Annotated in this window: 20 protein-coding genes; 3 read left to right on the top strand and 17 right to left on the bottom strand. The window is 59.6% G+C overall.

The features are described 5' to 3' along the window. Positions 1–123 precede the first annotated feature (123 nt). Positions 124–2,691, top strand: coding sequence for a DNA mismatch repair protein MutS (gene mutS / locus FQ192_RS03380; protein WP_178129017.1), 2,568 nt, complete (start codon positions 124–126; stop codon positions 2,689–2,691). Positions 2,692–2,833: 142 nt separating this feature from the next. After that, positions 2,834–3,157, top strand: coding sequence for a ferredoxin FdxA (gene fdxA, locus FQ192_RS03385; RefSeq protein WP_054047139.1), 324 nt, complete (start codon positions 2,834–2,836; stop codon positions 3,155–3,157). A 459-nt stretch (positions 3,158–3,616) separates the two neighbouring features. On the opposite strand, the gene rpoS is transcribed toward fdxA, so the two are convergent. The 8 genes from rpoS to FQ192_RS03425 form a co-directional block, all read right to left on the bottom strand. Continuing rightward, positions 3,617–4,624, bottom strand: a complete 1,008-nt coding sequence (gene rpoS / locus FQ192_RS03390) for an RNA polymerase sigma factor RpoS (protein ID WP_054047143.1) — start codon at positions 4,622–4,624, stop codon at positions 3,617–3,619. Positions 4,625–4,729: 105 nt separating this feature from the next. Then, entirely contained in the window at positions 4,730–5,587 is an 858-nt protein-coding gene (locus tag FQ192_RS03395; protein ID WP_149657363.1) for a peptidoglycan DD-metalloendopeptidase family protein, read from the bottom strand. Between the two features lie 211 nt (positions 5,588–5,798). Then, on the bottom strand, positions 5,799–6,434 hold the full coding sequence (locus tag FQ192_RS03400; protein WP_173860469.1) for a protein-L-isoaspartate(D-aspartate) O-methyltransferase: 636 nt from the start codon (positions 6,432–6,434) through the stop codon (positions 5,799–5,801). A gap of 41 nt (positions 6,435–6,475) precedes the next feature. After that, positions 6,476–7,225: a 5'/3'-nucleotidase SurE gene (gene surE, locus FQ192_RS03405; RefSeq protein WP_149657364.1), complete on the bottom strand. Its 750-nt coding sequence runs from the start codon at positions 7,223–7,225 to the stop codon at positions 6,476–6,478. Then, complete coding sequence (gene truD / locus FQ192_RS03410) at positions 7,213–8,271, bottom strand: tRNA pseudouridine(13) synthase TruD (RefSeq protein ID WP_149657365.1); 1,059 nt, start codon at positions 8,269–8,271, stop codon at positions 7,213–7,215. Before truD ends, surE begins: the two co-directional genes overlap by 13 nt. Beyond that, on the bottom strand, positions 8,268–8,741 hold the full coding sequence (gene ispF, locus FQ192_RS03415; protein WP_054047151.1) for a 2-C-methyl-D-erythritol 2,4-cyclodiphosphate synthase: 474 nt from the start codon (positions 8,739–8,741) through the stop codon (positions 8,268–8,270). The genes truD and ispF overlap by 4 nt, the downstream gene beginning before the upstream one ends. A 43-nt stretch (positions 8,742–8,784) precedes the next feature. Next, the gene (fghA, locus tag FQ192_RS03420; RefSeq protein ID WP_149657366.1) at positions 8,785–9,630 is read right to left on the bottom strand and encodes an S-formylglutathione hydrolase; all 846 of its coding nucleotides are present in this window, start codon (positions 9,628–9,630) and stop codon (positions 8,785–8,787) included. A gap of 96 nt (positions 9,631–9,726) precedes the next feature. After that, positions 9,727–10,839, bottom strand: a complete 1,113-nt coding sequence (locus FQ192_RS03425) for an S-(hydroxymethyl)glutathione dehydrogenase/class III alcohol dehydrogenase (RefSeq protein ID WP_027924991.1) — start codon at positions 10,837–10,839, stop codon at positions 9,727–9,729. Between the two features lie 107 nt (positions 10,840–10,946). On the opposite strand from FQ192_RS03425, the gene FQ192_RS03430 reads away from it, so the two are divergent. Next, entirely contained in the window at positions 10,947–11,843 is an 897-nt protein-coding gene (locus FQ192_RS03430; RefSeq protein WP_149657367.1) for a LysR substrate-binding domain-containing protein, read from the top strand. 86 nt (positions 11,844–11,929) lie between these two features. Here FQ192_RS03430 and ispD read toward each other — a convergent pair whose 3' ends face one another. From ispD to rnhB, 9 genes are all read right to left on the bottom strand, one after another. After that, positions 11,930–12,637 (bottom strand): 2-C-methyl-D-erythritol 4-phosphate cytidylyltransferase, encoded by a 708-nt coding sequence (gene ispD, locus FQ192_RS03435; RefSeq protein WP_149657368.1) that lies wholly within the window; start codon positions 12,635–12,637, stop codon positions 11,930–11,932. Beyond that, complete coding sequence (gene ftsB / locus FQ192_RS03440) at positions 12,634–12,912, bottom strand: cell division protein FtsB (protein WP_008028992.1); 279 nt, start codon at positions 12,910–12,912, stop codon at positions 12,634–12,636. Before ftsB ends, ispD begins: the two co-directional genes overlap by 4 nt. Positions 12,913–13,085: 173 nt before the next feature. Continuing rightward, positions 13,086–14,375: a phosphopyruvate hydratase gene (gene eno, locus FQ192_RS03445; RefSeq protein ID WP_123405778.1), complete on the bottom strand. Its 1,290-nt coding sequence runs from the start codon at positions 14,373–14,375 to the stop codon at positions 13,086–13,088. 147 nt (positions 14,376–14,522) lie between these two features. Then, a complete protein-coding gene (gene kdsA / locus FQ192_RS03450) occupies positions 14,523–15,368 on the bottom strand; it encodes a 3-deoxy-8-phosphooctulonate synthase (RefSeq protein ID WP_149657369.1) in 846 nt (281 codons plus the stop codon). Positions 15,369–15,373: 5 nt separating this feature from the next. Next, positions 15,374–17,005: a CTP synthase gene (locus FQ192_RS03455; protein WP_149657370.1), complete on the bottom strand. Its 1,632-nt coding sequence runs from the start codon at positions 17,003–17,005 to the stop codon at positions 15,374–15,376. Between the two features lie 274 nt (positions 17,006–17,279). After that, on the bottom strand, positions 17,280–18,593 hold the full coding sequence (tilS, locus tag FQ192_RS03460) for a tRNA lysidine(34) synthetase TilS (RefSeq protein WP_149657371.1): 1,314 nt from the start codon (positions 18,591–18,593) through the stop codon (positions 17,280–17,282). 209 nt (positions 18,594–18,802) lie between these two features. Further along, entirely contained in the window at positions 18,803–19,750 is a 948-nt protein-coding gene (locus FQ192_RS03465) for an acetyl-CoA carboxylase carboxyltransferase subunit alpha (RefSeq protein ID WP_149657372.1), read from the bottom strand. A gap of 140 nt (positions 19,751–19,890) precedes the next feature. Beyond that, the gene (dnaE, locus tag FQ192_RS03470; RefSeq protein ID WP_149657373.1) at positions 19,891–23,412 is read right to left on the bottom strand and encodes a DNA polymerase III subunit alpha; all 3,522 of its coding nucleotides are present in this window, start codon (positions 23,410–23,412) and stop codon (positions 19,891–19,893) included. A 76-nt stretch (positions 23,413–23,488) separates the two neighbouring features. Continuing rightward, positions 23,489–24,115 (bottom strand): ribonuclease HII, encoded by a 627-nt coding sequence (rnhB, locus tag FQ192_RS03475; RefSeq protein WP_054047172.1) that lies wholly within the window; start codon positions 24,113–24,115, stop codon positions 23,489–23,491. Positions 24,116–24,122: the final 7 nt, after the last annotated feature.

Here is a 24,122-nt window from a genome sequence, read left to right on the forward strand (position 1 = left end):
TCATGCCTGCGTCCGGCAGACCGCTCATGTTAACCTTGCGCCCATCGCGGAAAAGCCGGGCCGATGCCCCTCCTTTGCCCTACACCTTTCAACGAGTTTTCCTGATTTCCGATGAATAAAGCTATCTCCGATCTGTCCTCACACACGCCGATGATGCAGCAATACTGGCGCCTGAAGAATCAGCACCCCGACCAGCTGATGTTCTACCGCATGGGTGACTTCTACGAGATCTTCTATGAAGACGCGAAGAAGGCCGCCAAGTTGCTGGACATCACCCTGACGGCCCGTGGGCAGTCGGCGGGCCAGGCGATTCCGATGTGTGGGATTCCTTACCACGCCGCCGAGGGTTACCTGGCGAAACTGGTCAAGCTCGGCGAGTCGGTGGTGATCTGTGAGCAGGTCGGCGATCCGGCCACCAGCAAGGGGCCGGTGGATCGTCAGGTGGTGCGGATCATCACCCCGGGTACGGTCAGTGATGAGGCGTTACTGGATGAGCGTCGGGACAACCTGATTGCGGCGGTGCTGGGTGACGAGCGTCTGTTCGGTCTGGCCGTGCTGGACATCACCAGCGGCAACTTCACCGTGCTGGAAATCAAGGGCTGGGAAAACCTGCTGGCGGAGCTGGAGCGGGTCAACCCGGTAGAGCTGATGATCCCGGATGACTGGCCGAAGGATCTGCCGGCGGAAAAACGCCGTGGGGTTCGTCGTCGGGCGCCGTGGGATTTTGAGCGCGATACGGCGCTGAAAAGTCTCTGCCAACAATTCTCGACCCAAGACCTTAAAGGCTTCGGCTGCGAGAACCTGACCCTGGCCATCGGCGCCGCCGGTTGCTTGCTCAGCTACGCCAAGGAAACCCAGCGCACCGCCCTGCCGCACTTGCGCAGTTTGCGTCATGAACGCCTGGACGACACCGTGGTGCTGGACGGCGCGAGCCGTCGCAACCTGGAACTGGACACCAACCTGGCCGGTGGGCGCGAGAACACCTTGCAATCGGTGGTTGATCGCTGCCAGACCGCCATGGGCAGCCGCTTGCTGACCCGTTGGTTGAACCGTCCGTTGCGGGACTTGACCGTGCTGCTGGCGCGTCAGACGTCGATCACTTGCCTGCTCGACGGCTACCGTTTCGAAAAGCTGCAACCACAGCTCAAGGAAATCGGCGACATCGAGCGGATTCTGGCGCGGATCGGTTTGCGTAACGCCCGTCCTCGCGACTTGGCGCGTCTGCGCGATGCGCTCGGCGCACTGCCCGAGTTGCAAGTGGCGATGACCGAGCTCGAAGCCCCGCACATCATCCAACTGGCTGCGACCACCAGCACCTACCCGGAACTGGCGGCGTTGCTGGAAAAAGCCATTATTGACAACCCGCCGGCGGTCATCCGTGACGGCGGTGTGTTGAAAACCGGCTACGACGCCGAGCTTGACGACCTGCAATCGCTCAGCGAAAACGCCGGGCAGTTCCTGATCGACCTCGAAGCACGCGAAAAGGCTCGCACCGGCCTGTCGCATCTGAAAGTCGGCTACAACCGCATTCACGGTTACTTCATTGAATTGCCGAGCAAACAGGCCGAGTCGGCGCCGGCGGACTACATCCGTCGCCAGACGCTCAAGGGCGCCGAGCGCTTTATCACGCCGGAACTGAAGGCGTTTGAAGACAAGGCGCTGTCAGCCAAGAGCCGTGCCCTGGCCCGCGAGAAGATGCTCTACGAAGCGCTGCTCGAAGACCTGATTTCACAATTGCCGCCGTTGCAGGACACCGCCGCCGCCCTGGCTGAGCTGGACGTGCTGAGCAACCTCGCCGAACGCGCACTGAACCTCGACCTGAACTGCCCGCGCTTCGTCGACGAGCCGTGCATGCGCATCAGCCAGGGTCGTCACCCGGTGGTCGAGCAAGTGCTGAGCACGCCGTTCGTGGCCAACGACCTGAGCCTCGACGACAACACCCGCATGCTGGTAATCACCGGTCCGAACATGGGCGGTAAATCCACCTACATGCGTCAGACCGCATTGATCGTGTTGCTGGCGCACATCGGCAGTTTCGTGCCGGCGGCCAGTTGCGAATTGTCGCTGGTGGATCGCATCTTCACCCGGATCGGTTCCAGCGACGATTTGGCGGGCGGTCGCTCGACGTTTATGGTCGAGATGAGCGAGACCGCGAACATCCTGCACAACGCCACCGAACGCAGCCTGGTGCTGATGGACGAAGTCGGACGCGGTACGAGCACCTTCGACGGTCTGTCCCTGGCCTGGGCCGCCGCCGAGCGTCTGGCGCACCTGCGCGCCTACACGTTGTTCGCGACCCACTACTTCGAACTGACCGTGTTGCCGGAAGCCCAGCCACTGGTGGCCAACGTGCATCTGAACGCCACCGAGCACAACGAACGTATCGTGTTCCTGCACCACGTGCTGCCGGGACCCGCCAGCCAAAGCTACGGCCTGGCCGTTGCGCAGTTGGCCGGTGTGCCGAGCGAAGTGATCGTGCGTGCTCGCGAGCACCTGGGTCGCCTGGAAGCCACCGCCCTGCCCCACGAAGTTCCGAAGCCCGTCAAAGGCAAACCGGCCGCGCCGCAGCAGAGCGACATGTTCGCCAGCCTGCCGCATCCGGTGCTGGACGAACTGGCCAAACTGGACCTGGACGATATGAGTCCGCGTCGCGCACTCGAAATGCTCTATACACTAAAGACACGGATCTAACGCACTTGCCTGCAAGCTGTTAGAATCTCGCGCGGTTTGGGATGCTGCTGGTTCATAGCCTGGCCAGCAGACTATCGCTCCCGAACCTGGCGACCCCAACGTGAAGGGGCTCCGCTGCCGCCGCCTGAGGAGAAAATTAGAAATGACCTTCGTCGTCACCGACAACTGCATCAAGTGCAAGTACACCGACTGCGTAGAAGTCTGTCCGGTGGACTGCTTTTACGAAGGCCCGAACTTCCTGGTGATTCACCCGGATGAGTGCATCGACTGCGCACTGTGCGAACCAGAATGCCCGGCCGTGGCCATCTTCTCCGAAGATGAAGTCCCGGAAGAGATGCAGGAATTCATTCAGCTGAACGTTGAGCTCGCCGAAATCTGGCCGAACATCACCGAGAAGAAAGAATCGATGCCCGATGCCGAAGAGTGGGATGGCGTCAAAGGCAAGATCAAAGACCTCGAACGCTGATTGACCCCGCGTTCTTGAAAAGGCCCCTCGTGGGCCTTTTTGTTTTTCTGCAGGCAAAAAAAGGGGCGGTTTGACCCGCCCACATATTTCCCTATTCCCTGTACTCCTTTTCATCGTCCTGATGAATCGCGTCCTGCGATGTCCTTTCCCCTCATCCTTGAAGGGCGTGTCTATCCGTCGACACACCCCAGATACTAGAGAATTCCCCGGTATGAGCAACCGCCCTTCACGGCTGAAACGGCTTGTCACATGCTAGAAACAAAACAAAATAACCTTATAAAACAGTAATTTAAATCCGTGCCGCAGACAAAATAGACAACTGCCAACCTGTAAAAATAACGAACACTTACGAAAGAGTAAGCAAAGTCTTACAGCGCGAGTCTACGAACCCGAGATTTCTACCAGACAGCAAAAAGCCCCGAACCAGTCGGGGCTTTTGGGTGCCGTTGAGTGAATGCCTTATTGAAACAGCGACTCACTCGACAGGCCGTTCTTCTCGAGAATCTCTCGAAGTCGCTTAAGGCCTTCCACCTGGATTTGCCTGACCCGCTCCCGGGTCAAACCGATTTCCAAGCCTACATCTTCGAGCGTACTGCTCTCGTGACCGCGCAGCCCGAAGCGGCGTATGACCACCTCGCGTTGCTTGTCGGTCAGCTCCGAGAGCCACTGATCGATGCTCTGGGACAGGTCATCGTCCTGCAGCAGTTCGCATGGATCGGTTGGACGATCGTCGGTTAGGGTGTCCAGCAGGGTTTTATCCGAATCCGGACCCAGCGAGACGTCGACCGAAGAAACCCGCTCGTTCAGGCCCAGCATGCGCTTGACCTCGCCTACCGGTTTTTCCAGCAGGTTGGCGATTTCTTCGGGTGAGGGTTCGTGATCGAGCTTTTGCGTCAGTTCCCGTGCAGCCCGCAGGTACACGTTGAGCTCTTTGACCACATGGATCGGCAACCGGATGGTCCGGGTCTGATTCATGATCGCGCGCTCGATGGTCTGACGAATCCACCAGGTTGCGTAGGTCGAAAAGCGAAAGCCGCGCTCGGGGTCGAACTTTTCCACGGCCCGGATCAGCCCGAGGTTGCCCTCTTCGATCAGGTCCAGCAGCGACAAGCCACGATTGACGTAACGTCGGGCGATTTTCACCACCAGCCGCAGGTTACTTTCGATCATGCGCTTGCGCCCGGCCGGATCGCCACTTTGCGACAAGCGCGCAAAATGAACTTCTTCTTCCGGAGAGAGCAGTGGTGAAAAGCCGATTTCATTGAGGTACAGCTGCGTGGCATCGAGTGCCCGCGTGTAGTCGATGTACTTGTGTTGCTTTAGCGAAGCGGAGTGTTTGGATTTGGCACGAACGGAAGGTGGAGCAGCCCCTTCATCATTCGACATCGAATCCGTAGCGATGCCGGTCTCCATAAGGAGAACCTCATCGTCGATGTCAAACTCCGGCACTTCTTTACTGAGAGCCATTGTTATAGTCCTTTGGTGAGTTCGACCCCAAGCTCAAGCGGCGCCTTTATCCTTGGCAACGCTGGAGCCTGTCCCCTCTACGTGACGGAACAGGCTGACAACAAATCAACGACGTGGCAGGAATTGCAGCGGATCTACAGGTTTACCTTGTCGGCGAATCTCAAAATGCAGTTTCACCCGGTCTGTTCCCGTTGACCCCATTTCGGCAATTGTCTGTCCGACTTTGACCTGCTGCCCCTCCCGAACCAACAGCCTGCGGTTATGTCCGTAGGCACTGACGTAGGTGTCGCTGTGTTTGATGATGACTAATTCGCCGTAGCCCCTTAAGCCACTCCCGGCGTATACCACCGTCCCATCAGACGCAGCTAAAACAGGCTGTCCCAAATCCCCGGCGATATCAATTCCTTTATTCAAACTACCGTTTGAAGAGAATTTTCCAATTAATATGCCATTAGAAGGCCACCCCCAGCCGGTCGGGGCCGGGCCTGCAGGAGGCACTGGTGCGGGTGCCGGCTTGTTCGCGACGGACGGTGCAACCACCGCTGTACTGGTCGTTACGCCATTCGGCTGGCGCCGGATTACCGTGGTTTTCAGCGACGATGAAGGCGTTGAATTTGCCGAACTGACGACCGCCGTCGGCGTTGAACCGGTACGACCATCGAAGCGAATCGTCTGACCCGGATGGATCGTGTAGGGCGTAGGAATATTGTTCCGGGCGGCGAGGGCTTTGTAGTCCCAACCGTAGCGAAAAGCGATGGAGAACAGGGTGTCTTTAGGTCGAACGACATACTGACCCGTGGTCACTGCCGGACGCTGGGCGACGCTGTTGTTGCGATCCACTACGCCGACGGTGCTCGACTTGGTGCTGGAGCAACCGACCAGCAACGTGCTCAGGACAAGGCCAGTCACCAGGCGCTGAAAGCTTGTTGTACCCATACGCTGCGCAATGACTGTGAGACTCACCCGCCGCTCCCTTTGTGGTGGCTGAAAATGTGGATTGCCGTGTTCCGGCACGAAATGTCGCAAGTATAACGGGCTGTACAGGCTTTACCTTTAATGAAGCGAATTCGCTTCGCGCACACGTTTGCTGTCTGACGATGAAATCCGTTTAACAGATCGATGCCGCTGTAAGACACGGCCGATCGAAGAGAATTCAGCGCATGAAAACAAATGCTCAGGCCAGCGGCCCATTGAGCAACGGCACGAAGCGCACTGCCCCCAGGACGCGCCTGGAAAAGCCCTGTTCTTCACGGATGATCAGCATCAATTGCTGGACCTCACCGGAGCCAACCGGGATCACCAGGCGTCCGCCCGGTGCCAACTGATCGAGCAGCGCCTGGGGCACATCGGTGGCAACGGCCGTCACAATAATGCCGTTATACGGTGCCAGTGCCGGCCAGCCTTCCCAGCCATCGCCCCAACGAAACACCACGTTGCGCAGGTTCAGCTCGACCAGGCGTTCCTTGGCCCGATCTTGCAACACCTTGATGCGCTCCACGGAAAACACCCGCTCCACCAGTTGCGACAGCACGGCGGTCTGGTAACCCGAACCGGTGCCGATTTCCATCACCTTGTCCAGAGGACCCGCTTCCAGCAGCAGCTCGCTCATGCGCGCCACCATATAAGGCTGGGAGATGGTCTGGTTGTTGCCGATCGGCAGCGCGGTGTCTTCATAGGCGCGGTGCGCCAGCGCCTCGTCGACGAACAGGTGACGCGGTGTACGGCGGATGACTTCCAGCACCTTGGCGTTGGAGATCCCCTCTTCATACAGCCGCTGAATCAGGCGCTCGCGGGTCCGTTGGGAGGTCATCCCGATGCCGCGACGCAGCATATCGTCTTGTTCACGAGACATTAACGCAGCCCCTCCAGCCAGCCATCGAGACTTCTGAAGGCATCATTGAAGGTGCGATCCAGTTGTAGTGGAGTGATTGAGACATAGCCCTGCATCACCGCATGAAAATCGGTACCCGGACCGCCGTCTTCCGCATCCCCTGAGGCGGCAATCCAGTAGCCGGACTTGCCCCGTGGATCGACGACTTTTATTGGCGCCGCCGCGCGGGCGCGATGCCCGAGGCGGGTCAACTGAATACCGCGGATGTGGTCCAGCGGCAGGTTCGGAATATTCACGTTCAGCACCGTGCGCGGTGGCAGCTGGAGGTCAGCATGGGCTTCGACCAGTTTGCGCGCAAAGTAGGCGGCTGTGGGAAGGTTCTCTATTTGCCGTGAGACCAACGAAAAGGCAAACGAAGGTCGCTCCAGGAAGCGCCCTTCAAGGGCCGCCGCCACGGTACCGGAATACAGCACGTCGTCCCCCAGGTTAGCGCCCAGGTTGATCCCGGAAACCACCATGGCCGGTTCGCGCTCCAGCAAGCCGTTGAGGCCCAGGTGCACGCAATCGGTGGGTGTGCCGTTGAGGCTGATAAAGCCGTTGGCCAGGGTTTGCGGGTGCAACGGACGGTCGAGCGTCAGCGAACTGCTGGCGCCGCTTTTGTCCTGGTCCGGGGCGATAACCACGCACTCGGTGAAATCCGCCAGCGCAGCATAAAGCGCGGCGAGACCGGGTGCGGTTACCCCATCGTCGTTAGAAATCAGAATACGCATGGGCTGTCCGTCTGCCCCACCGGCACCAGATCGACAAGTTCACGCACCAATACGGTGGCGAAGCATCCGGCCGGGAGGACGAATTCCAGTTGCAGAATGTCAGGCTCGGGATAATGCCACGTCAACCCACCAATGGGCAGCCGCAGGATGCGACGTTCGTGGCTCATACCGGCGTTAATCAACCAATCGCGCAAGTCTGCTTCGCGGCTGGCGATTGCCTGCTCCAGTTCATGGACAGCGCCCGTGGTCGGCGAGTCACCTTCGCCCCACTGCGGGCCGGTCGGATGCAGGTCAAGAATCGCCAGGCGCGGATCGCTGCACTCAGCCTCACCGGCCGGAAAGAAGCTGCGGCTGTCGGTGAAAGCCAACAGATCGCCAACCTGAGCGCGCTGCCAACTGCCATCGGCGACACGCGCCGCCAGCACTTGGTTGAACAGAAAACTGCGGGCGGTAGAGAGCAGGCGCGAACGCACGTTGCGCTGTTCCGGCAACGCCTTGCGCGCCGCCCAGGCCCGGGCATCGACCACGTTGCCGCCATCAAACCCGAAACGCTGGGCGCCGAAATAATTCGGAATACCTTTTTGGGCGATCAGTTGCAGACGCTCTTCGATTGCCGCCTTGTCACCGGCAAATTGGGTCAGACGCAAGGTGAAGCCGTTAGCCGAATGGGCGCCGCGTTGCAGCTTGCGTTTGTGTCGGCCGATCTTGAGGATTTTCAGTGTGTCGTTTTCCGCCGCCGACAGATCAGGATCGGCCTTGCCCGGCAGTTGTACGCTGAACCACTGGCGGGTCAGCGCCTGACGGTCCTTGAGGCCCGCGTAACTGACGGTACGCAACGGCACGCCGGCCGCTTTTGCAATCCGGCGTGCGGCTTCTTCGGTATTCAGACCGCGTTTTTCCACCCAGATCCACAGGTGTTCGCCGTCGCCACTCAAGGGAATGTTGAGGACTTCGTCGACCTGAAAATCTTCCGCCGTGGCTTTCAGTATCGCGGTGCCGAGCGCGTCGCCATAGGCGCGCGGGCCGAGCAGTTGCTGTTCGTTCATGCGCGCAGCAACAAGGCAACGGAATGCACGGCAATGCCTTCTTCGCGACCGACAAAGCCAAGCTTCTCGGTGGTGGTAGCTTTCACGTTCACTTGATCCAACTCAACTTGAAGATCCGCGGCAATCAGCGCGCGCATCGATTCGATATGCGGGGCCATTTTCGGCGCCTGGGCGACGATGGTGTTATCGACGTTGCCGATTTTCCAGCCCTTGGCATGGATCAGTGCGACGACGTGACGCAACAGCACACGGCTGTCGGCGCCCTTGAATGTCGGGTCGGTGTCCGGGAAGTGCTTGCCGATATCACCCAGCGCCGCGGCGCCGAGCAAGGCATCGCTCAAGGCGTGCAGCAGGACGTCACCGTCGGAGTGAGCGAGCAGCCCGAAGCCGTGTGCAATGCGCACGCCGCCCAGAGTAATGAAATCGCCTTCAGCGAAACGGTGCACATCATAGCCGTGGCCAATACGCATAAAAAAACGCCCCGATTTTTGTCAGGGCGTGATTCTACCTGCATTAGGCGCCTAGGGCGCGTGCGTGATGCTGCAAGTGGTCGTCAATGAAGCTGGCGATGAAGAAATAGCTGTGGTCGTAGCCCGGTTGCAGGCGCAACGTCAGCGGATGACCGGCCAGTTTGGCCGCTTGTTGCAGGGCTTCAGGCTTGAGCTGGGTGGCGAGGAAATCGTCGCGATCGCCTTGATCGACCAGCAGCGGCAGTTGCTCATCGGCCTCGGCGATCAGGGCGCAGGCATCCCATTCGCGCCACTTCGAGCGGTCCTCCCCGAGATAACGGGAGAACGCCTTCTGGCCCCACGGGCAATCCATCGGGTTGTTGATCGGCGAAAATGCCGACACCGACTGATAACGCCCCGGATTGCGCAGCGCGCAGACCAAGGCCCCATGACCGCCCATGGAGTGGCCGCTGATGCCGCGCTTGTCCGACGCCGGGAAATGCGCCTCGACCAATGCCGGCAATTCCTGCACGACATAGTCATGCATCCGATAGTGCCGGGACCACGGTTCCTGCGTGGCATTCAGATAGAAGCCGGCGCCGAGCCCGAAGTCCCAGGCGCCATCCGGATCACCCGGCACATCGGCACCACGCGGACTGGTGTCCGGCGCAACGATGATCAGCCCAAGCTCGGCGGCCATGCGCAGGGCGCCGGCCTTGTGCATAAAGTTCTCGTCGGTGCAGGTCAGGCCGGACAACCAATACAGCACCGGCAGCTTGCCACCCTGCTCCGCTTGCGGCGGCAGGTACACGGCGAACACCATGTCGCAGCCGAGCACATCGGAACGGTGACGGTAGCGTTTGTGCCAGCCGCCGAAGCTTTTCTGGCACGAGATGTTTTCCAAAGTCATGGGAATGCTCCCAGCTTCAAGCCCCAAGCTTCAAGCTGCTAGAGGAGGCAAAGGCCCACGCTCTTGCAGCTTGGAGCTTCCAACTTGGCGCTGCTCTTAAAAATGAATGACGGAACGGATGCTCTTGCCTTCATGCATCAAGTCAAACGCCTTGTTGATATCTTCCAGGCCCATGGTGTGGGTGATGAAGGTATCCAGCGGGATCTCGCCGGTTTCGGCCATTTCGACGTAGCTTGGCAACTCGGTACGACCGCGCACGCCGCCGAACGCCGAACCGCGCCAGACGCGACCGGTGACCAGTTGGAACGGACGGGTGGAAATCTCCTGGCCGGCACCGGCCACGCCGATAATCACCGACTCGCCCCAACCCTTGTGGCAGCACTCAAGGGCCGCACGCATCAATTGCACGTTGCCGATGCACTCGAAGGAAAAGTCGACACCGCCATCGGTCATGTCGACGATCACTTCCTGGATCGGACGGTCGAAGTCTTTCGGGTTCACGCAATCGGTTGCCCCCAACTGCTTGGCGATCTCGAATTTGGCAGGATTGATGTCGATGGCGATGATGCGTGCAGCCTTGGCTTTGACCGCACCGATCACCGCCGACAGACCGATGCCGCCGAGGCCGAAAATGGCCACGGTATCGCCCGGTTTTACCTTGGCAGTATTGAGCACCGCGCCGATGCCGGTGGTGACACCGCAGCCCAGCAGGCAGACTTTTTCGAGGGGCGCTTCTTTGGCGATCTTGGCCACGGAGATTTCCGGCAACACGGTGTACTCGGAAAACGTCGAGGTGCCCATGTAGTGGAAAATCGGCTGGCCCTTGTAGGAAAAGCGCGAAGTGCCATCTGGCATCAGGCCTTTGCCCTGGGTGGCGCGAATCGCCTGGCAGAGGTTGGTTTTGCCCGACAGGCAGAATTTGCACTGGCGGCATTCCGGGGTGTACAGCGGAATCACGTGATCGCCGACGGCGACCGAGGTCACGCCTTCGCCAATGGCTTCAACCACGGCACCGCCTTCGTGGCCGAGGATCGACGGGAAGATGCCTTCCGGGTCAGCACCGGACAAGGTATAGGCATCGGTGTGGCAAACACCGGAAGCGACGACGCGCAGCAGGACTTCACCGGCCTTCGGCATGGCGACATCGACTTCAACGATCTCGAGGGGTTTCTTGGCCTCGAAGGCAACGGCGGCGCGCGACTTGATCATGCTGACTCTCCAGTGAATAAAAACGAGACAAGGAGTGTAATACACCGCCGTACGATGAATAATCGGGGCAAATGCAAAATATTATTGCCGTACAGGGATAATCCTAAATGTCCGAAAACCGCTGGGAAGGGATCGACGAGTTCGTCGCCGTCGCCGAGTGCAGCCAATTCACCGCGGCGGCGGAGCGTCTTGGGGTTTCGTCCTCCCATGTCAGTCGACAAATCGTACGCCTGGAAGAACGCCTTCAGACGCGACTGCTGTATCGCAGCACCCGTCGAGTCACCCTGACCGAGGCCGGGCAAACCTTCCTGCAACATTGCCAGCGTTTGCAGGACGGACGAGAAGAAGCGTTGCGTGCGGTCGGTGACCTGACCAGCGAACCCAAGGGCATGCTGCGCATGACCTGCGCCGTGGCGTATGGAGAACGCTTCATTGTGCCGCTGGTGACCCGATTCATGGGCCTCTATCCACAATTGCGTATCGACATTGAACTGAGCAACCGTCAGCTCGATCTGGTGCACGAAGGCCTGGATCTGGCGATCCGCCTCGGTCGCCTGCAAGACTCGCGGCTGGTGGCGACCCGTTTGGCACCGCGACGCATGTATTTGTGCGCGTCCCCGTCCTACCTGGAACGGTACGGTCGCCCACACAGCTTGTCGGAATTGAACCGGCACAATTGCCTCATCGGCAGTTCGGACCTGTGGCAACTGGAGCAGAACGGGCGGGAATTTTCGCAACGGGTGCAGGGAAACTGGCGCTGCAACAGTGGGCAAGCGGTGTTGGATGCGGCGCTGCAAGGGGTCGGGCTGTGTCAGTTGCCGGATTATTACGTGCTGGAGCATCTGCACAGCGGCGCGTTGATTTCATTGCTGGAGGCGCATCAACCGCCGAACACAGCGGTGTGGGCGCTTTATCCACAGCAACGGCACTTGTCGCCGAAGGTGCGCAAGTTGGTGGATTATTTGAAGGAAGGGTTGGCTGAGCGGCCGGAGTATCGGAATTGAGGGTTTGAAGATCTAAAGATCGCAGCCTTCGGCAGCTCCGAGGGACTTGTGTACACCCTGCAGGAGCGGCCGCAGGCTGCGATCTTTTAGCGGCGGTTAGCCCAACGCTGGCGCAACCATTCAAGATCTTCAGGCCGAGTGACCTTGATATTGTCGGAGCGCCCCTCGATCAAGCGCGGCGCGAGCCCCGACCATTCCATCGCCGACGCTTCATCGGTGATGACAACATCCGCGACCAGACTGTCCGCCAACGCCCGATGCAGCGCACCGAGGCGAAACATCTGCGGCGTGTAAGCCTGCCAGATCACGCTGCGATCCACGGTTTCCAGCACACGCCCGTTTTTGTCGACGCGCTTGAGGGTGTCCCGCGCAGGCACCGCCAACAACCCACCGACCGGATCGTCCGCCAGCTCACTCAACAACTTGTCGAGATCGTCCCGGGCCAGGTTCGGCCGTGCGGCATCGTGCACCAGCACCCAATCCTCATCGCCAGCCCCCAACGCATGCAAATGCAGCAACGCATTGAGCACCGACCCGGACCGCTCCGCGCCGCCCTCGACTCGCTGAATGCGAGCATCGGAAGCGCAGGCCAGGTTCGGCCAATAAGGATCATCGATAGCAAGACTGACCACCAACCCCTTCAGGGACGGATGATCAAGGAAACAGCCGAGGCTGTGTTCGAGAATAGTGCGCCCGCCCAGTTGCAAATATTGCTTGGGACGGTCCGCGGCCATACGGGCACCGACGCCCGCGGCAGGAATCACGGCCCAGAAGGCCGGTAACGTCTGGATCATTGAGCCAACTGGTAAAGGGTTTCACCGTCCTTGACCATGCCCAGCTCATGACGAGCCCGCTCTTCAACGGTCTCCATGCCCTTTTTCAACTCGCTGACTTCGGCGTCCATCACCCGATTGCGTTCCAGCAAGCCTTCATTCTCAGCATGTTGATCCGCGATCTGCTGAGTCAGCTCGGCCACTTGCGCCAGACTGCCATTTCCCACCCACAGGCGGTACTGCAGGCCAGCCAGCAGCAGGAGCAAGACGAGGAACAACCAATTGGGACTGCGCATCGAATATCAGGTATCCAGTGAAAAAAGACAGCCATGCCAAAACTATGAAGCTTCTGATAGCACGAAGCCTGGAAGACCCAGGCTTGTGCTCTTAAGGCATCAGATTAGTGGCAAAAACGTCGCTGTCGCGATTTTTCCGACACAATCCGGTGTCTTTTTTTACCACGTACAGCTTAGCCGCGGAACTCGCTGCGGCCGTTGTACTTGGCTTTGCCATTCAACTGCTCTTCGATACGCAGCAGTTGGTTGTACTTGGAAACGCGATCGGAACGGCACAGGGAGCCGGTCTTGATCTGGCCAGCCGACGTGCCCACGGCCAGATCGGCAATGGTCGAATCTTCGGTTTCGCCGGAGCGGTGCGAGATCACGGCAGTGTAACCTGCGGCCTTGGCCATCTGGATGGCTTCCAGGGTTTCGGTCAGGGTGCCGATCTGGTTGAACTTGATCAGGATCGAGTTGGCGATCTTTTTGTCGATGCCTTCTTTCAGGATCTTGGTGTTGGTCACGAACAGATCGTCGCCCACCAGTTGGATTTTCTCGCCGATCTTGTCGGTGAGGACTTTCCAGCCAGCCCAGTCGGACTCGTCCAGGCCATCTTCGATGGAGATGATCGGGTAGCGCTCAGTCAGGCCTTTGAGGTAGTCAGCAAAACCTTCGGAGGTGAAGACATGGCCTTCGCCGGCCAGATTGTATTTACCGTCTTCGTAGAATTCGCTGGCCGCGCAGTCCAGAGCCAGGGTCACGTCGGTGCCCAGCTTGTAACCGGCGTTGGCCACGGCTTCGGAGATCACTTTCAACGCATCTTCGTTGGACGCCAGGTTCGGCGCGAAACCACCTTCGTCACCAACAGCAGTGCTCAGGCCACGGGCTTTCAGCACCGCTTTGAGGTGATGGAAAATCTCGGTGCCCATGCGCAGGCCTTCCGAGAAAGACTTGGCGCCAACCGGCTGAACCATGAATTCCTGGATGTCGACGTTGTTATCGGCGTGCTCGCCACCGTTGATGATGTTCATCATCGGAACCGGCATCGAGTAGACACCCGGGGTGCCGTTCAGGTTGGCAATGTGAGCGTACAGCGGCAGGTCCTGGTCCTGTGCTGCGGCCTTGGCGGCAGCCAGGGAAACGGCGAGGATCGCGTTGGCGCCCAGGGAACCTTTGTTTTCAGTACCGTCGAGCTTGATCATCGCGTGATCGAGGGCTTTCTGGTCGCTTGGGTCTTTACCCAACAGCAGGTCGCGAATCGGACCGTTGATGTTGCCTACGGCTTTGAGTACGCCCTTGCCCAGGTAACGGCTCTTGTCGCCATCACGCAGCTCGAGTGCTTCACGCGAGCCAGTGGAAGCACCGGACGGCGCGCAGGCGCTACCGATGATGCCGTTATCGAGAAGCACGTCCGCTTCGACGGTGGGATTGCCACGGGAGTCGAGAACTTCACGACCTTTGATGTCGACGATTTTTGCCATTGTTGTAAACACTCCAAAGTTGACGAAACGCTCGTACTGATCGATTTATAACTTGTGGGTCGCATTGTTACATAAGACTGGTTGGCTAGCGGCGCTCTCTCGGGCGCCTTCGCGAGCAAGCTCAGCTCCTACACGGAGAAAAGAGGTTTACGCGGTTTCTACCGTCGGAAAACTCTTCACCAGTTCGTCCAACGCTTTGAGCTGGGCCAGGAATGGCTCCAGTTTGTCCAGGCGCAAGGCGCAAGGGCCGTCGCATTTGGCGTTGTCCGGATCCGGGTGGGCTTCGAGGAACAGGCCCGCCAGGGACTGGCTGATGCCGGCCTTTGCCAGATCGGTGACCTGGGCGCGGCGACCGCCAGCGGAATCGGAACGACCGCCAGGCATTTGCAGCGAGTGGGTCACGTCGAAGAACACCGGGTATTCGAACTGCTTCATGATGCCGAAGCCGAGCATGTCGACGACCAGGTTGTTGTAGCCGAAGCTCGAACCGCGCTCGCAGAGGATCAACTGATCGTTACCCGCTTCCACGCACTTGCTCAGGATGTGTTTCATCTCATGCGGAGCGAGGAACTGGGCTTTCTTGATGTTGATCACCGCGCCGGTCTTGGCCATCGCGACCACGAGGTCGGTCTGGCGCGACAGGAAGGCTGGCAACTGGATGATGTCGCAGACTTCAGCGACGACCGCGGCCTGTTCAGGCTCGTGGACGTCGGTGATGATCGGCACGCCGAAGGCTTGCTTGATGTCCTGGAAGATCCGCATGCCCTCTTCCAGGCCGGGGCCACGGTAAGAGGTCACGGAGGAACGGTTAGCCTTGTCGAAACTGGCCTTGAACACGTAAGGGATACCGAGTTTCCCGGTGACCTTTACGTATTCTTCGCAGACCTGCATCGCCATGTCGCGGCTTTCCAGCACGTTCATGCCACCGAAAAGCACCATTGGCTTGTCGTTGGCAATCTCGATATCGCCTACACGGATGATCTTCTGCGCCATCGGTTTTATGCCTTCTTCTGGTGTTGAGTCAACGCTGCTTTGACGAAGCCAGTGAACAGCGGGTGGCCGTCACGCGGGGTCGAGGTGAACTCAGGGTGGAACTGGCAAGCGACGAACCAAGGATGATCCGGTGCTTCAACCACTTCAACCAGCGCGCCATCACCGGAGCGACCGGAGATTTTCAGCCCGGCTTCCATGATTTGCGGCAGCAGGTTGTTGTTCACTTCGTAGCGATGGCGGTGACGCTCGACAATCACGTCCTTGGCATAGCAATCGTGAACCAGCGAACCCGGCTCCAGCAGGCAATCCTGTGCGCCGAGGCGCATGGTGCCGCCCAGGTCGGACGATTCGGTACGGGTTTCGACCGCGCCGGTGGCATCTTCCCATTCGGTGATCAGGCCCACGACCGGGTGACCGCTGGTGCGATCGAACTCGGTGGAGTTGGCGTCTTTCCAGCCCAGCACGTTACGAGCGAACTCGATCACGGCCACTTGCATGCCCAGGCAGATGCCCAGATACGGAACCTTGTTTTCGCGAGCGAATTGAACGGCAGTGATCTTGCCTTCCACGCCACGCAGACCGAAGCCGCCCGGAACGAGGATCGCGTCGACACCTTCGAGCAGCGCAGTGCCCTGGTTTTCGATGTCTTCGGAATCGATGTAGCGCAGGTTGACCTTGGTGCGGTTGCTGATGCCGGCGTGACTCATCGCTTCGATCAGCGACTTGTACGCATCCAGCAGTTCCATGTACTTGCCGACCATGGCGATGGTGACTTCGTGCTCAGGGTTGAGCTTGGCGTCGACCACGGCTTCCCACTCGGACAGATCGGCGCCGCCACATTGCAGGCCGAAACGCTCGACAACGAAATCATCCAGGCCCTGGGAATGCAGGATGCCCGGGATCTTGTAGATGGTGTCGGCGTCTTCCAGGGCGATCACCGCACGTTCTTCAACGTTGGTGAATTGCGCGATCTTGCGACGGGACGAGATGTCGATCGGGTGATCGGAGCGGCACACCAGCACGTCAGGTTGCAGGCCGATGGAGCGCAGTTCCTTGACCGAGTGCTGGGTTGGCTTGGTTTTGGTTTCGCCGGCAGTGGCGATGTACGGCACCAGTGTCAGGTGCATCAGCATCGCGCGCTTGGCGCCGACTTCGAAACGCAATTGACGGATCGCTTCGAGGAACGGTTGCGACTCGATGTCACCCACGGTGCCACCGATCTCGACCATGGCCACGTCGGCATCGCCGGCGCCCTTGATGATCCGGCGCTTGATTTCGTCGGTGATGTGCGGGATCACCTGGATGGTGGCGCCCAGGTAATCACCACGGCGCTCTTTGCGCAGCACGTGTTCGTAGACACGGCCAGTGGTGAAGTTGTTGTTCTGGGTCATGGTCGTGCGGATGAACCGCTCGTAGTGGCCCAGGTCCAGGTCGGTCTCGGCGCCGTCGTGGGTGACGAACACTTCACCGTGCTGGAACGGGCTCATGGTGCCCGGGTCAACGTTGATGTACGGGTCCAGCTTCAGCATGGTGACCTTAAGTCCCCGCGCCTCCAGGATGGCCGCCAATGAAGCCGAGGCAATGCCTTTCCCCAATGAAGAAACAACACCGCCCGTGACGAATATGTAGCGCGTCATGAAAAACCCTAGAAGTCTGCGTTAAAGCGGTCCGAGCCGCCGGGGAAAGCGAAGGAAGGCCGAAGCCCCCGATCACCTGCATTAATCACAGTGCATCTTTCAAAAAAACCGCCGCGTTGGGACAGACCGGGAGATGAAACACCGGTGCGTTGCTCGCTACACATTTTTTGGAATCGCCCAGCAAAGACTGCTTGGTAATCGGCAACTCCTGCAATTCAGGCGAATCCACAGAAGTTGTATCAAGAAGGGAGCGTAGTCTACCGGAAAGCCCCTTTCAGCTCAAACCTTGATCTTCGGTTGGCGGCTGCCACTGTAAATTCCAGCCGTCCGCTGTGCAGCCATTCACCCCCTGCAACCCCGCTACAGCCAGCAGTTGCTCGCCGCGATAGAGCAGCGGCAATCTGCCACGGGCGAATGCCGGGACAGCCCTTTCGTTAAGCAAACGCTTAAGGTCGCGGTGACCGCGGTCGGGTAAATTCATGATCTCGCCTCCTTCACGATAGCGGATCTGCAGCGGGCCAGCGGGGATTTGCCCGCTCAGCGTGAGCAAGCCATTGTCCGGCAACGCCAGCGGCAATGTGGGATCGGCCCAGCGTCCGGCCACCGGTGGCGTACGTAGCCAGGCACCGAACAGCCACCAGATACGCCCGCTCGCCCGGTGCAATTCACCGTCCGCCAGACGCCAGATCGGACGAGCATCACCGGTGGCATCGCGCAGATCCTGCCAACCCGACCAATGGTCACTGTCCGGCAGGCGTGTCCGCGTCTTTAACCAGTAACTCAAGGCATTGCGTTGACGTGCACCGGACAGTTTTTCCAATGAAGCCAGTGCCAGAGACGGCAATCCCAGCCAATCGAAATCACTGCGACTGCCTGCCTCGGCCAAATCGATCACCGCCAACTCATCCAGTAACCCTTGGGCTTCGCGCAGATGCGCCGCACTGCGGGCCATGGTCGCCTGCGCTTGCGGCCAACGCTGGGTCAGCACCGGGAACACTTGATGACGCAGGTAATTGCGCGAGAACTGCCGATCCTCATTCGAAGGATCTTCGATCCAGCTCAATTGATGCTCGACGGCATAAGCCTCGAGTTCCGCCCGAGTGACCTCCAGCAACGGCCGAAGCAAATGCCCCTGACCCAAGCCACGTTCGACCGGCATTCCCGACAGCCCCCTTACCCCGGCCCCGCGCAACAGTCGAAACAACAGGGTTTCGGCCTGATCGTCGCGGTGCTGGGCGGTCAGCAGTACATCGTTGATGTGTGTCGCCGCGATGAAGGCGCCATAGCGCGCATCCCGGGCGGCACGCTCCAGGCTGGCGCCGGGTCGAACCTGGACGCGAACAACCTCTAGCGGTACACCGAGGGCATCACAGACTGATTGGCAATGTTCCGGCCACGCATCCGCGGCAGCCTGGAGACCGTGATGGACATGGATCGCGCTGAGCGCCGGCAGGGATTGGATTTTGGCGAGGTGGGCTAGAAGGTGCAGCAGGACGGTGGAGTCGAGGCCGCCGGAGAAGGCGATGCGCCAGGTATTGGCATTGCGCCAAGGATCAAGTTGCTTGAGCAATTGCGCGTGAAGTGACATGGACGCACCAAAACCGTGTAGGAGCAAAGCTTGCCCGCGATGACTTGTGGCGAGGGGGCTTGCCCCGTTCGACGGCAAAGCCGTCGCAAAAAGTCGATGCATTCCAACCGAACGCATCGACTTCATTTGGGACTACTTCGTCGTCCAACGGGGGCAAGCCCCTCGCCACAGCAAGCCCCGCTCGTACAGGGTGATGCAGGAGCGTTCGATCAGAGACCGTAGCTCATCAGACGTTCGTAACGACGCTTGAGCAGCGCTTCGTTATCAAACTTCTTCAGCATCGCCAGTTGCGAGCTCAGCTCGGCACGGATCGAGGCAGCGGCGGCAGCCGGGTCGCGGTGGGCGCCGCCCAACGGCTCGCCGATCACCTTGTCCACGATGCCCAGGCCTTTCAGGCGCTCGGCGGTGATGCCCATGGCTTCTGCGGCATCCGGGGCTTTCTCGGCGGTTTTCCACAGGATCGAGGCGCAACCTTCCGGCGAAATTACCGCGTAGGTCGAGTACTGCAGCATGTTCAGCTGGTCACAAACACCAATCGCCAACGCACCGCCGGAACCACCTTCACCGATGACGGTGGCGATGATCGGGGTTTTCAGGCGCGCCATGACACGCAGGTTCCAGGCAATCGCTTCGCTCTGGTTGCGCTCTTCAGCGTCGATGCCAGGGTAAGCACCCGGGGTGTCGATGAAGGTCAGGATTGGCATCTTGAAGCGTTCGGCCATTTCCATCAGGCGGCACGCCTTGCGGTAGCCCTCCGGACGCGGCATGCCGAAGTTGCGGCGAACCTTCTCGCGCACTTCACGGCCTTTCTGGTGACCGATGATCATCACCGGCTGGTCGTCCAGACGGGCAATGCCGCCAACGATGGCTGCGTCGTCGGAGAAGTGACGGTCGCCGTGCAGTTCGTCGAACTCGGTGAAGATATGTTCGATGTAGTCCAGGGTGTATGGACGTTTCGGGTGACGCGCCAGACGCGCGATCTGCCAGCTGGTCAGCTTGCCGAAGATGTCTTCGGTCAGCGTGCTGCTTTTGTCCTGCAGGCGGGAGATCTCATCGCCGATATTCAGCGAATTGTCATTACCGACCAAGCGCAACTCTTCGATCTTGGCTTGCAGGTCGGCGATCGGCTGTTCGAAATCTAGAAAATTCGGGTTCATAGGCGTCCGTCTTGGGTCGACTTCCAAGGGAGCTTGGGCCGGCCGGTTGTCTATTCGCGCCCTACCTTAAGGGAGAGGCGCGTTCAGGTCGAGATTAAAAATTCAGGTCGAGATCAGGCCCTATCAATAGAGCCTGACCGTCAACGGTATTGGAGGAAGACGTTGTCTCGCCCGAACTGGTCACGCAGGGCTTGAATCAAGGCATCCGCCGGGTCGATCCGCCAGGTCTCGCCGAACTGCAGCAAGGCCTTCGCATCAGGACTGGTGTACTCCATGGTGATCGGGCACGCACCGCGGTGACGCTTGAACAGCTCACCCAGCCAGCGTAGCTGATCGCCTTTCAAATCCTGGGTGTGCAGCTTCAGGCGCAGGCTTTCGGCCAGGTTGGTGCGCGCATCTTCCATGCTCATCACCCGCTTGACTCGCAGGCGCAAGCCACCGGAGAAGTCGTCGTTACTGACTTCGCCTTCGACCACCACCATCGCGTCGGTCTGCAACAGCGACTGCGCGGAGTGGAACGCCTCGGCAAACAGCGACGCTTCGATCCGGCCCGAGCGGTCGTCAAGGGTGATGAACCCCATCTTGTCGCCCTTTTTGTTCTTCATCACCCGCAGGGCGATGATCATGCCGGCGACTGTTTGGGTATCGCGCGCCGGTTTCAGGTCGATGATGCGCTGGCGGGCGAAACGGCGGATCTCGCCTTCGTATTCATCAATCGGGTGACCGGTCAGGTACAGGCCCAGGGTGTCTTTCTCCCCTTTCAGGCGTTCCTTGAGGGTCAGTTCCTTGGCCTTGCGGTTATTGGCGTAGACGTCGGCGTCTTCTTCAACGAACAGGCCGCCAAACAGGTCAACGTGACCGCTGTCTTTGGTACGCAGGGTTTGTTCCGCGGCCTTGATCGCTCCCTCCATGGCATTGAGCAACACCGCCCGGTTACGGTCGATATTGGCCTGGTAGGCTTTCTGCTCGTCATGAAAGTAAGGACCGAGACGATCCAGCGCACCGCTGCGGATCAGACCGTCGAGGGTGCGCTTGTTGATGCGCTTGAGGTCAACCCGGGCGCAGAAGTCGAACAGATCCTTGAACGGACCGGCCTGACGCGCCTCGGTGATCGCTTCCACCGGACCTTCGCCCACACCCTTGATCGCGCCGAGGCCGTAGATGATCCGGCCTTCCTCGTTCACCGTGAACTTGAACTCCGACGTATTCACATCCGGCGCGTCGAGACGCAGCTTCATGGTGCGAATTTCTTCGATCAAGGTCACGACCTTGTCGGTGTTGTGCATATCCGCCGACAGCACCGCAGCCATGAACGGCGCCGGGTAATGGGTTTTCAGCCACGCCGTCTGGTACGACACCAGACCGTAAGCGGCCGAGTGAGACTTGTTGAAGCCGTAACCGGCGAATTTCTCCACCAGGTCGAAAATGTTACCGGCCAGGTCGGCGTCGATATTGTTGGTGGCGCAACCCTCAATGAAACCGCCGCGTTGCTTGGCCATTTCTTCGGGTTTTTTCTTACCCATGGCCCGACGCAGCATGTCCGCACCACCGAGGGTGTAACCGGCCATGACCTGGGCGATCTGCATCACCTGTTCCTGGTACAGGATGATGCCGTACGTCGGCGCCAATACCGGCTTGAGGCCTTCGTACTGGTAGTCCGAGTGCGGGTACGCCAGTTCGGCGCGACCGTGCTTACGGTTGATAAAGTCGTCAACCATGCCTGACTGCAACGGACCCGGACGGAACAGGGCCACCAGTGCGATCAAGTCTTCCAGGCAGTCGGGCTTGAGCTTTTTGATCAGCTCTTTCATGCCGCGGGATTCAAGCTGGAACACCGCGGTGGTTTCAGCTTTTTGCAGCAACTGGTACGTCGGCTTGTCATCCAGCGGGATGAAGGCGATGTCCAGCGGCGGCTGATCGACCTTGGCGCGGTCGCGGTTGATGGTTTTCAGCGCCCAGTCGATAACGGTCAGGGTCCGCAGGCCGAGGAAGTCGAACTTCACCAGACCGGCAGCCTCGACGTCGTCCTTGTCGAACTGGGTGACCAGACCATCACCGGCCTCATCGCAATAGATCGGCGAGAAGTCAGTCAACTTGGTCGGGGCGATAACCACACCACCGGCGTGCTTGCCGACGTTACGCACTACGCCTTCGAGCTTGCGCGCCATTTCCCAGATTTCCGCGGCTTCTTCATCGACCTTGATGAAGTCGCGCAGGATTTCTTCCTGTTCGTAGGCTTTTTCCAGGGTCATGCCGACTTCGAACGGAATCATCTTCGACAGACGATCCGCCAGCCCGTAGGACTTGCCCTGCACCCGCGCCACGTCGCGGACCACAGCCTTGGCGGCCATGGAACCAAAGGTGATGATCTGGCTGACCGCGTTACGGCCGTATTTCTCGGCCACGTATTCGATTACCCGGTCGCGGCCATCCATGCAGAAGTCGACGTCGAAGTCGGGCATCGATACCCGTTCCGGGTTAAGGAAACGTTCGAACAGCAGGTCATATTCCAGCGGGTCGAGGTCGGTGATCTTCTGCACATAGGCCACCAGCGACCCGGCACCCGACCCCCGGCCCGGACCTACCGGCACACCGTTGCTCTTGGCCCACTGGATAAAGTCCATCACGATCAGGAAGTAACCGGGGAACCCCATCTGGATGATGATATCCAGCTCAAAATTCAACCGGTCGACGTAGACCTGGCGCTTGGCTTCGTAGTCTTCGGTGGTGTCCTTGGGCAGCAGGACGGTCAGGCGCTCCTCCAGGCCGTCGAAGGACACCTTGCGGAAATACTCGTCGATGGTCATGCCATCGGGAATCGGGAAGTTGGGCAGGAAGTGCTTGCCCAGCTTCACTTCGATGTTGCAGCGCTTGGCGATCTCGACGGTGTTTTCCAGCGCTTCGGGAATGTCGCTGAACAGCTCGGCCATTTCCTCGGCGCTTTTGAGGTATTGCTGGTCGCTGTAGTTTTTCGAACGCCGCGGATCGTCGAGGGCGCGGCCCTCACCGATGCAAACGCGGGTTTCGTGGGCTTCGAAGTCTTCCTGCTTGATGAAGCGCACGTCGTTGGTCGCCACCAGCGGCGCGCCGATCTTCTCGGCCAGGGCCACGGCGCCGTGCAGTTGTTCTTCGTCGTTGGGACGGTTGGTGCGCTGGATCTCCAGATAGAAACGGTCCGGGAACACCGTCATCCATTCACGCGCCAGGGTTTCGGCTTCGGCGGGGTTGCCGCCGAGCAGGGCCAGGCCGATTTCGCCCTCTTTCGCCGCCGACAGCATGATCAAGCCTTCGCTGGCTTCGGCCACCCATTCGCGCTCGATGATGATCGAGCCATTACGCTGGCCGTCGATGAAGCCACGGGAGATCAGTTCGGTGAGGTTGCGATAGCCGACGGCGTTCATCGCCAGCAGGCTGATCCGGCTCAGGGCGTTATCCGGATCCTTGTTCGACAGCCACAGGTCGGCGCCGCAGATTGGCTTGATGCCCGCGCCCATCGAGGCTTTATAGAATTTGACCAGGGAACACATGTTGTTCTGGTCAGTGACCGCGACGGCAGGCATGTTCATGCCGACCAGGGTCTTGACCAGCGGTTTGATCCGCACCAGACCGTCGACCAGGGAATATTCAGTGTGCAGGCGTAGGTGAACGAATGAAGCCGGCATAGTGATCCTGTCTGTAAACGTGAAGACAACAAGGCCCGGATTGTACCGGGCCTTGGGAAAAACATCAGCCTTGCGACTAACTCTCGATCAGGTTTTCCCGCGCCTCGTAAGCCAGGCGGACCGGGGCGAACGAACGGCGATGGATGGGGGTCGGCCCCAAACGGGCCAAGGCTTCCAGATGAACGGGCGTCGGGTAGCCTTTGTGGCCGCCAATGCCGTAACCCGGGTAAATCAATTCGAAAGCAGCCATTTCACGGTCGCGACTGACCTTGGCCAGAATCGACGCGGCGGCGATGGCCGGCACCTTGCCGTCGCCCTGCACCACCGCTTCGGCGCGCATGGACAATTTCGGGCAACGGTTGCCGTCGATCATCGCCAGTTTCGGCTGGATGTGCAGGCCTTCGATGGCGCGCTGCATGGCCAGCATGGTGGCGTGCAGAATGTTCAGCTCGTCGATTTCTTCGACTTCGGCCCGGGCGATGTGCCAGCTCAGGGCCTTCTCGCAGATTTCGTCGTAGAGCTTTTCGCGGCGGGCTTCGGTGAGTTTCTTCGAATCGTTCAGGCCGAGGATCGGCCGATTCGGGTCGAGAATCACCGCAGCCGTGACCACCGCGCCGCAGAGCGGGCCGCGACCGACTTCGTCGACACCGGCAACCAAATCTTCCACTTCCGCGACCAAGGTGAAATCCAGCCCCATTTGCATGCTTGTC

It is taken from the genome of Pseudomonas sp. ANT_J12, assembly GCF_008370045.1.
Classification (GTDB): domain Bacteria; phylum Pseudomonadota; class Gammaproteobacteria; order Pseudomonadales; family Pseudomonadaceae; genus Aquipseudomonas.

Excerpts from the sequence above, each read along its gene's own strand:
- ispD (WP_149657368.1), bottom strand. The coding sequence starts at position 12,637 with ATGATCCAGACGTTACCGGCCTTCTGGGCCGTGATTCCTGCCGCGGGC.
- FQ192_RS03430 (WP_149657367.1), top strand. The coding sequence starts at position 10,947 with ATGTCCGAAAACCGCTGGGAAGGGATCGACGAGTTCGTCGCCGTCGCC.
- rpoS (WP_054047143.1), bottom strand. The coding sequence starts at position 4,624 with ATGGCTCTCAGTAAAGAAGTGCCGGAGTTTGACATCGACGATGAGGTT.
- fghA (WP_149657366.1), bottom strand. The coding sequence starts at position 9,630 with ATGACTTTGGAAAACATCTCGTGCCAGAAAAGCTTCGGCGGCTGGCAC.
- FQ192_RS03425 (WP_027924991.1), bottom strand. The coding sequence starts at position 10,839 with ATGATCAAGTCGCGCGCCGCCGTTGCCTTCGAGGCCAAGAAACCCCTC.
- FQ192_RS03455 (WP_149657370.1), bottom strand. The coding sequence starts at position 17,005 with ATGACGCGCTACATATTCGTCACGGGCGGTGTTGTTTCTTCATTGGGG.
- rnhB (WP_054047172.1), bottom strand. The coding sequence starts at position 24,115 with ATGCAAATGGGGCTGGATTTCACCTTGGTCGCGGAAGTGGAAGATTTG.
- dnaE (WP_149657373.1), bottom strand. The coding sequence starts at position 23,412 with ATGCCGGCTTCATTCGTTCACCTACGCCTGCACACTGAATATTCCCTG.
- tilS (WP_149657371.1), bottom strand. The coding sequence starts at position 18,593 with ATGTCACTTCACGCGCAATTGCTCAAGCAACTTGATCCTTGGCGCAAT.
- surE (WP_149657364.1), bottom strand. The coding sequence starts at position 7,225 with ATGCGTATTCTGATTTCTAACGACGATGGGGTAACCGCACCCGGTCTC.
- truD (WP_149657365.1), bottom strand. The coding sequence starts at position 8,271 with ATGAACGAACAGCAACTGCTCGGCCCGCGCGCCTATGGCGACGCGCTC.
- ftsB (WP_008028992.1), bottom strand. The coding sequence starts at position 12,912 with ATGCGCAGTCCCAATTGGTTGTTCCTCGTCTTGCTCCTGCTGCTGGCT.
- FQ192_RS03465 (WP_149657372.1), bottom strand. The coding sequence starts at position 19,750 with ATGAACCCGAATTTTCTAGATTTCGAACAGCCGATCGCCGACCTGCAA.
- eno (WP_123405778.1), bottom strand. The coding sequence starts at position 14,375 with ATGGCAAAAATCGTCGACATCAAAGGTCGTGAAGTTCTCGACTCCCGT.
- FQ192_RS03400 (WP_173860469.1), bottom strand. The coding sequence starts at position 6,434 with ATGACCTCCCAACGGACCCGCGAGCGCCTGATTCAGCGGCTGTATGAA.
- ispF (WP_054047151.1), bottom strand. The coding sequence starts at position 8,741 with ATGCGTATTGGCCACGGCTATGATGTGCACCGTTTCGCTGAAGGCGAT.
- kdsA (WP_149657369.1), bottom strand. The coding sequence starts at position 15,368 with ATGGCGCAGAAGATCATCCGTGTAGGCGATATCGAGATTGCCAACGAC.
- fdxA (WP_054047139.1), top strand. The coding sequence starts at position 2,834 with ATGACCTTCGTCGTCACCGACAACTGCATCAAGTGCAAGTACACCGAC.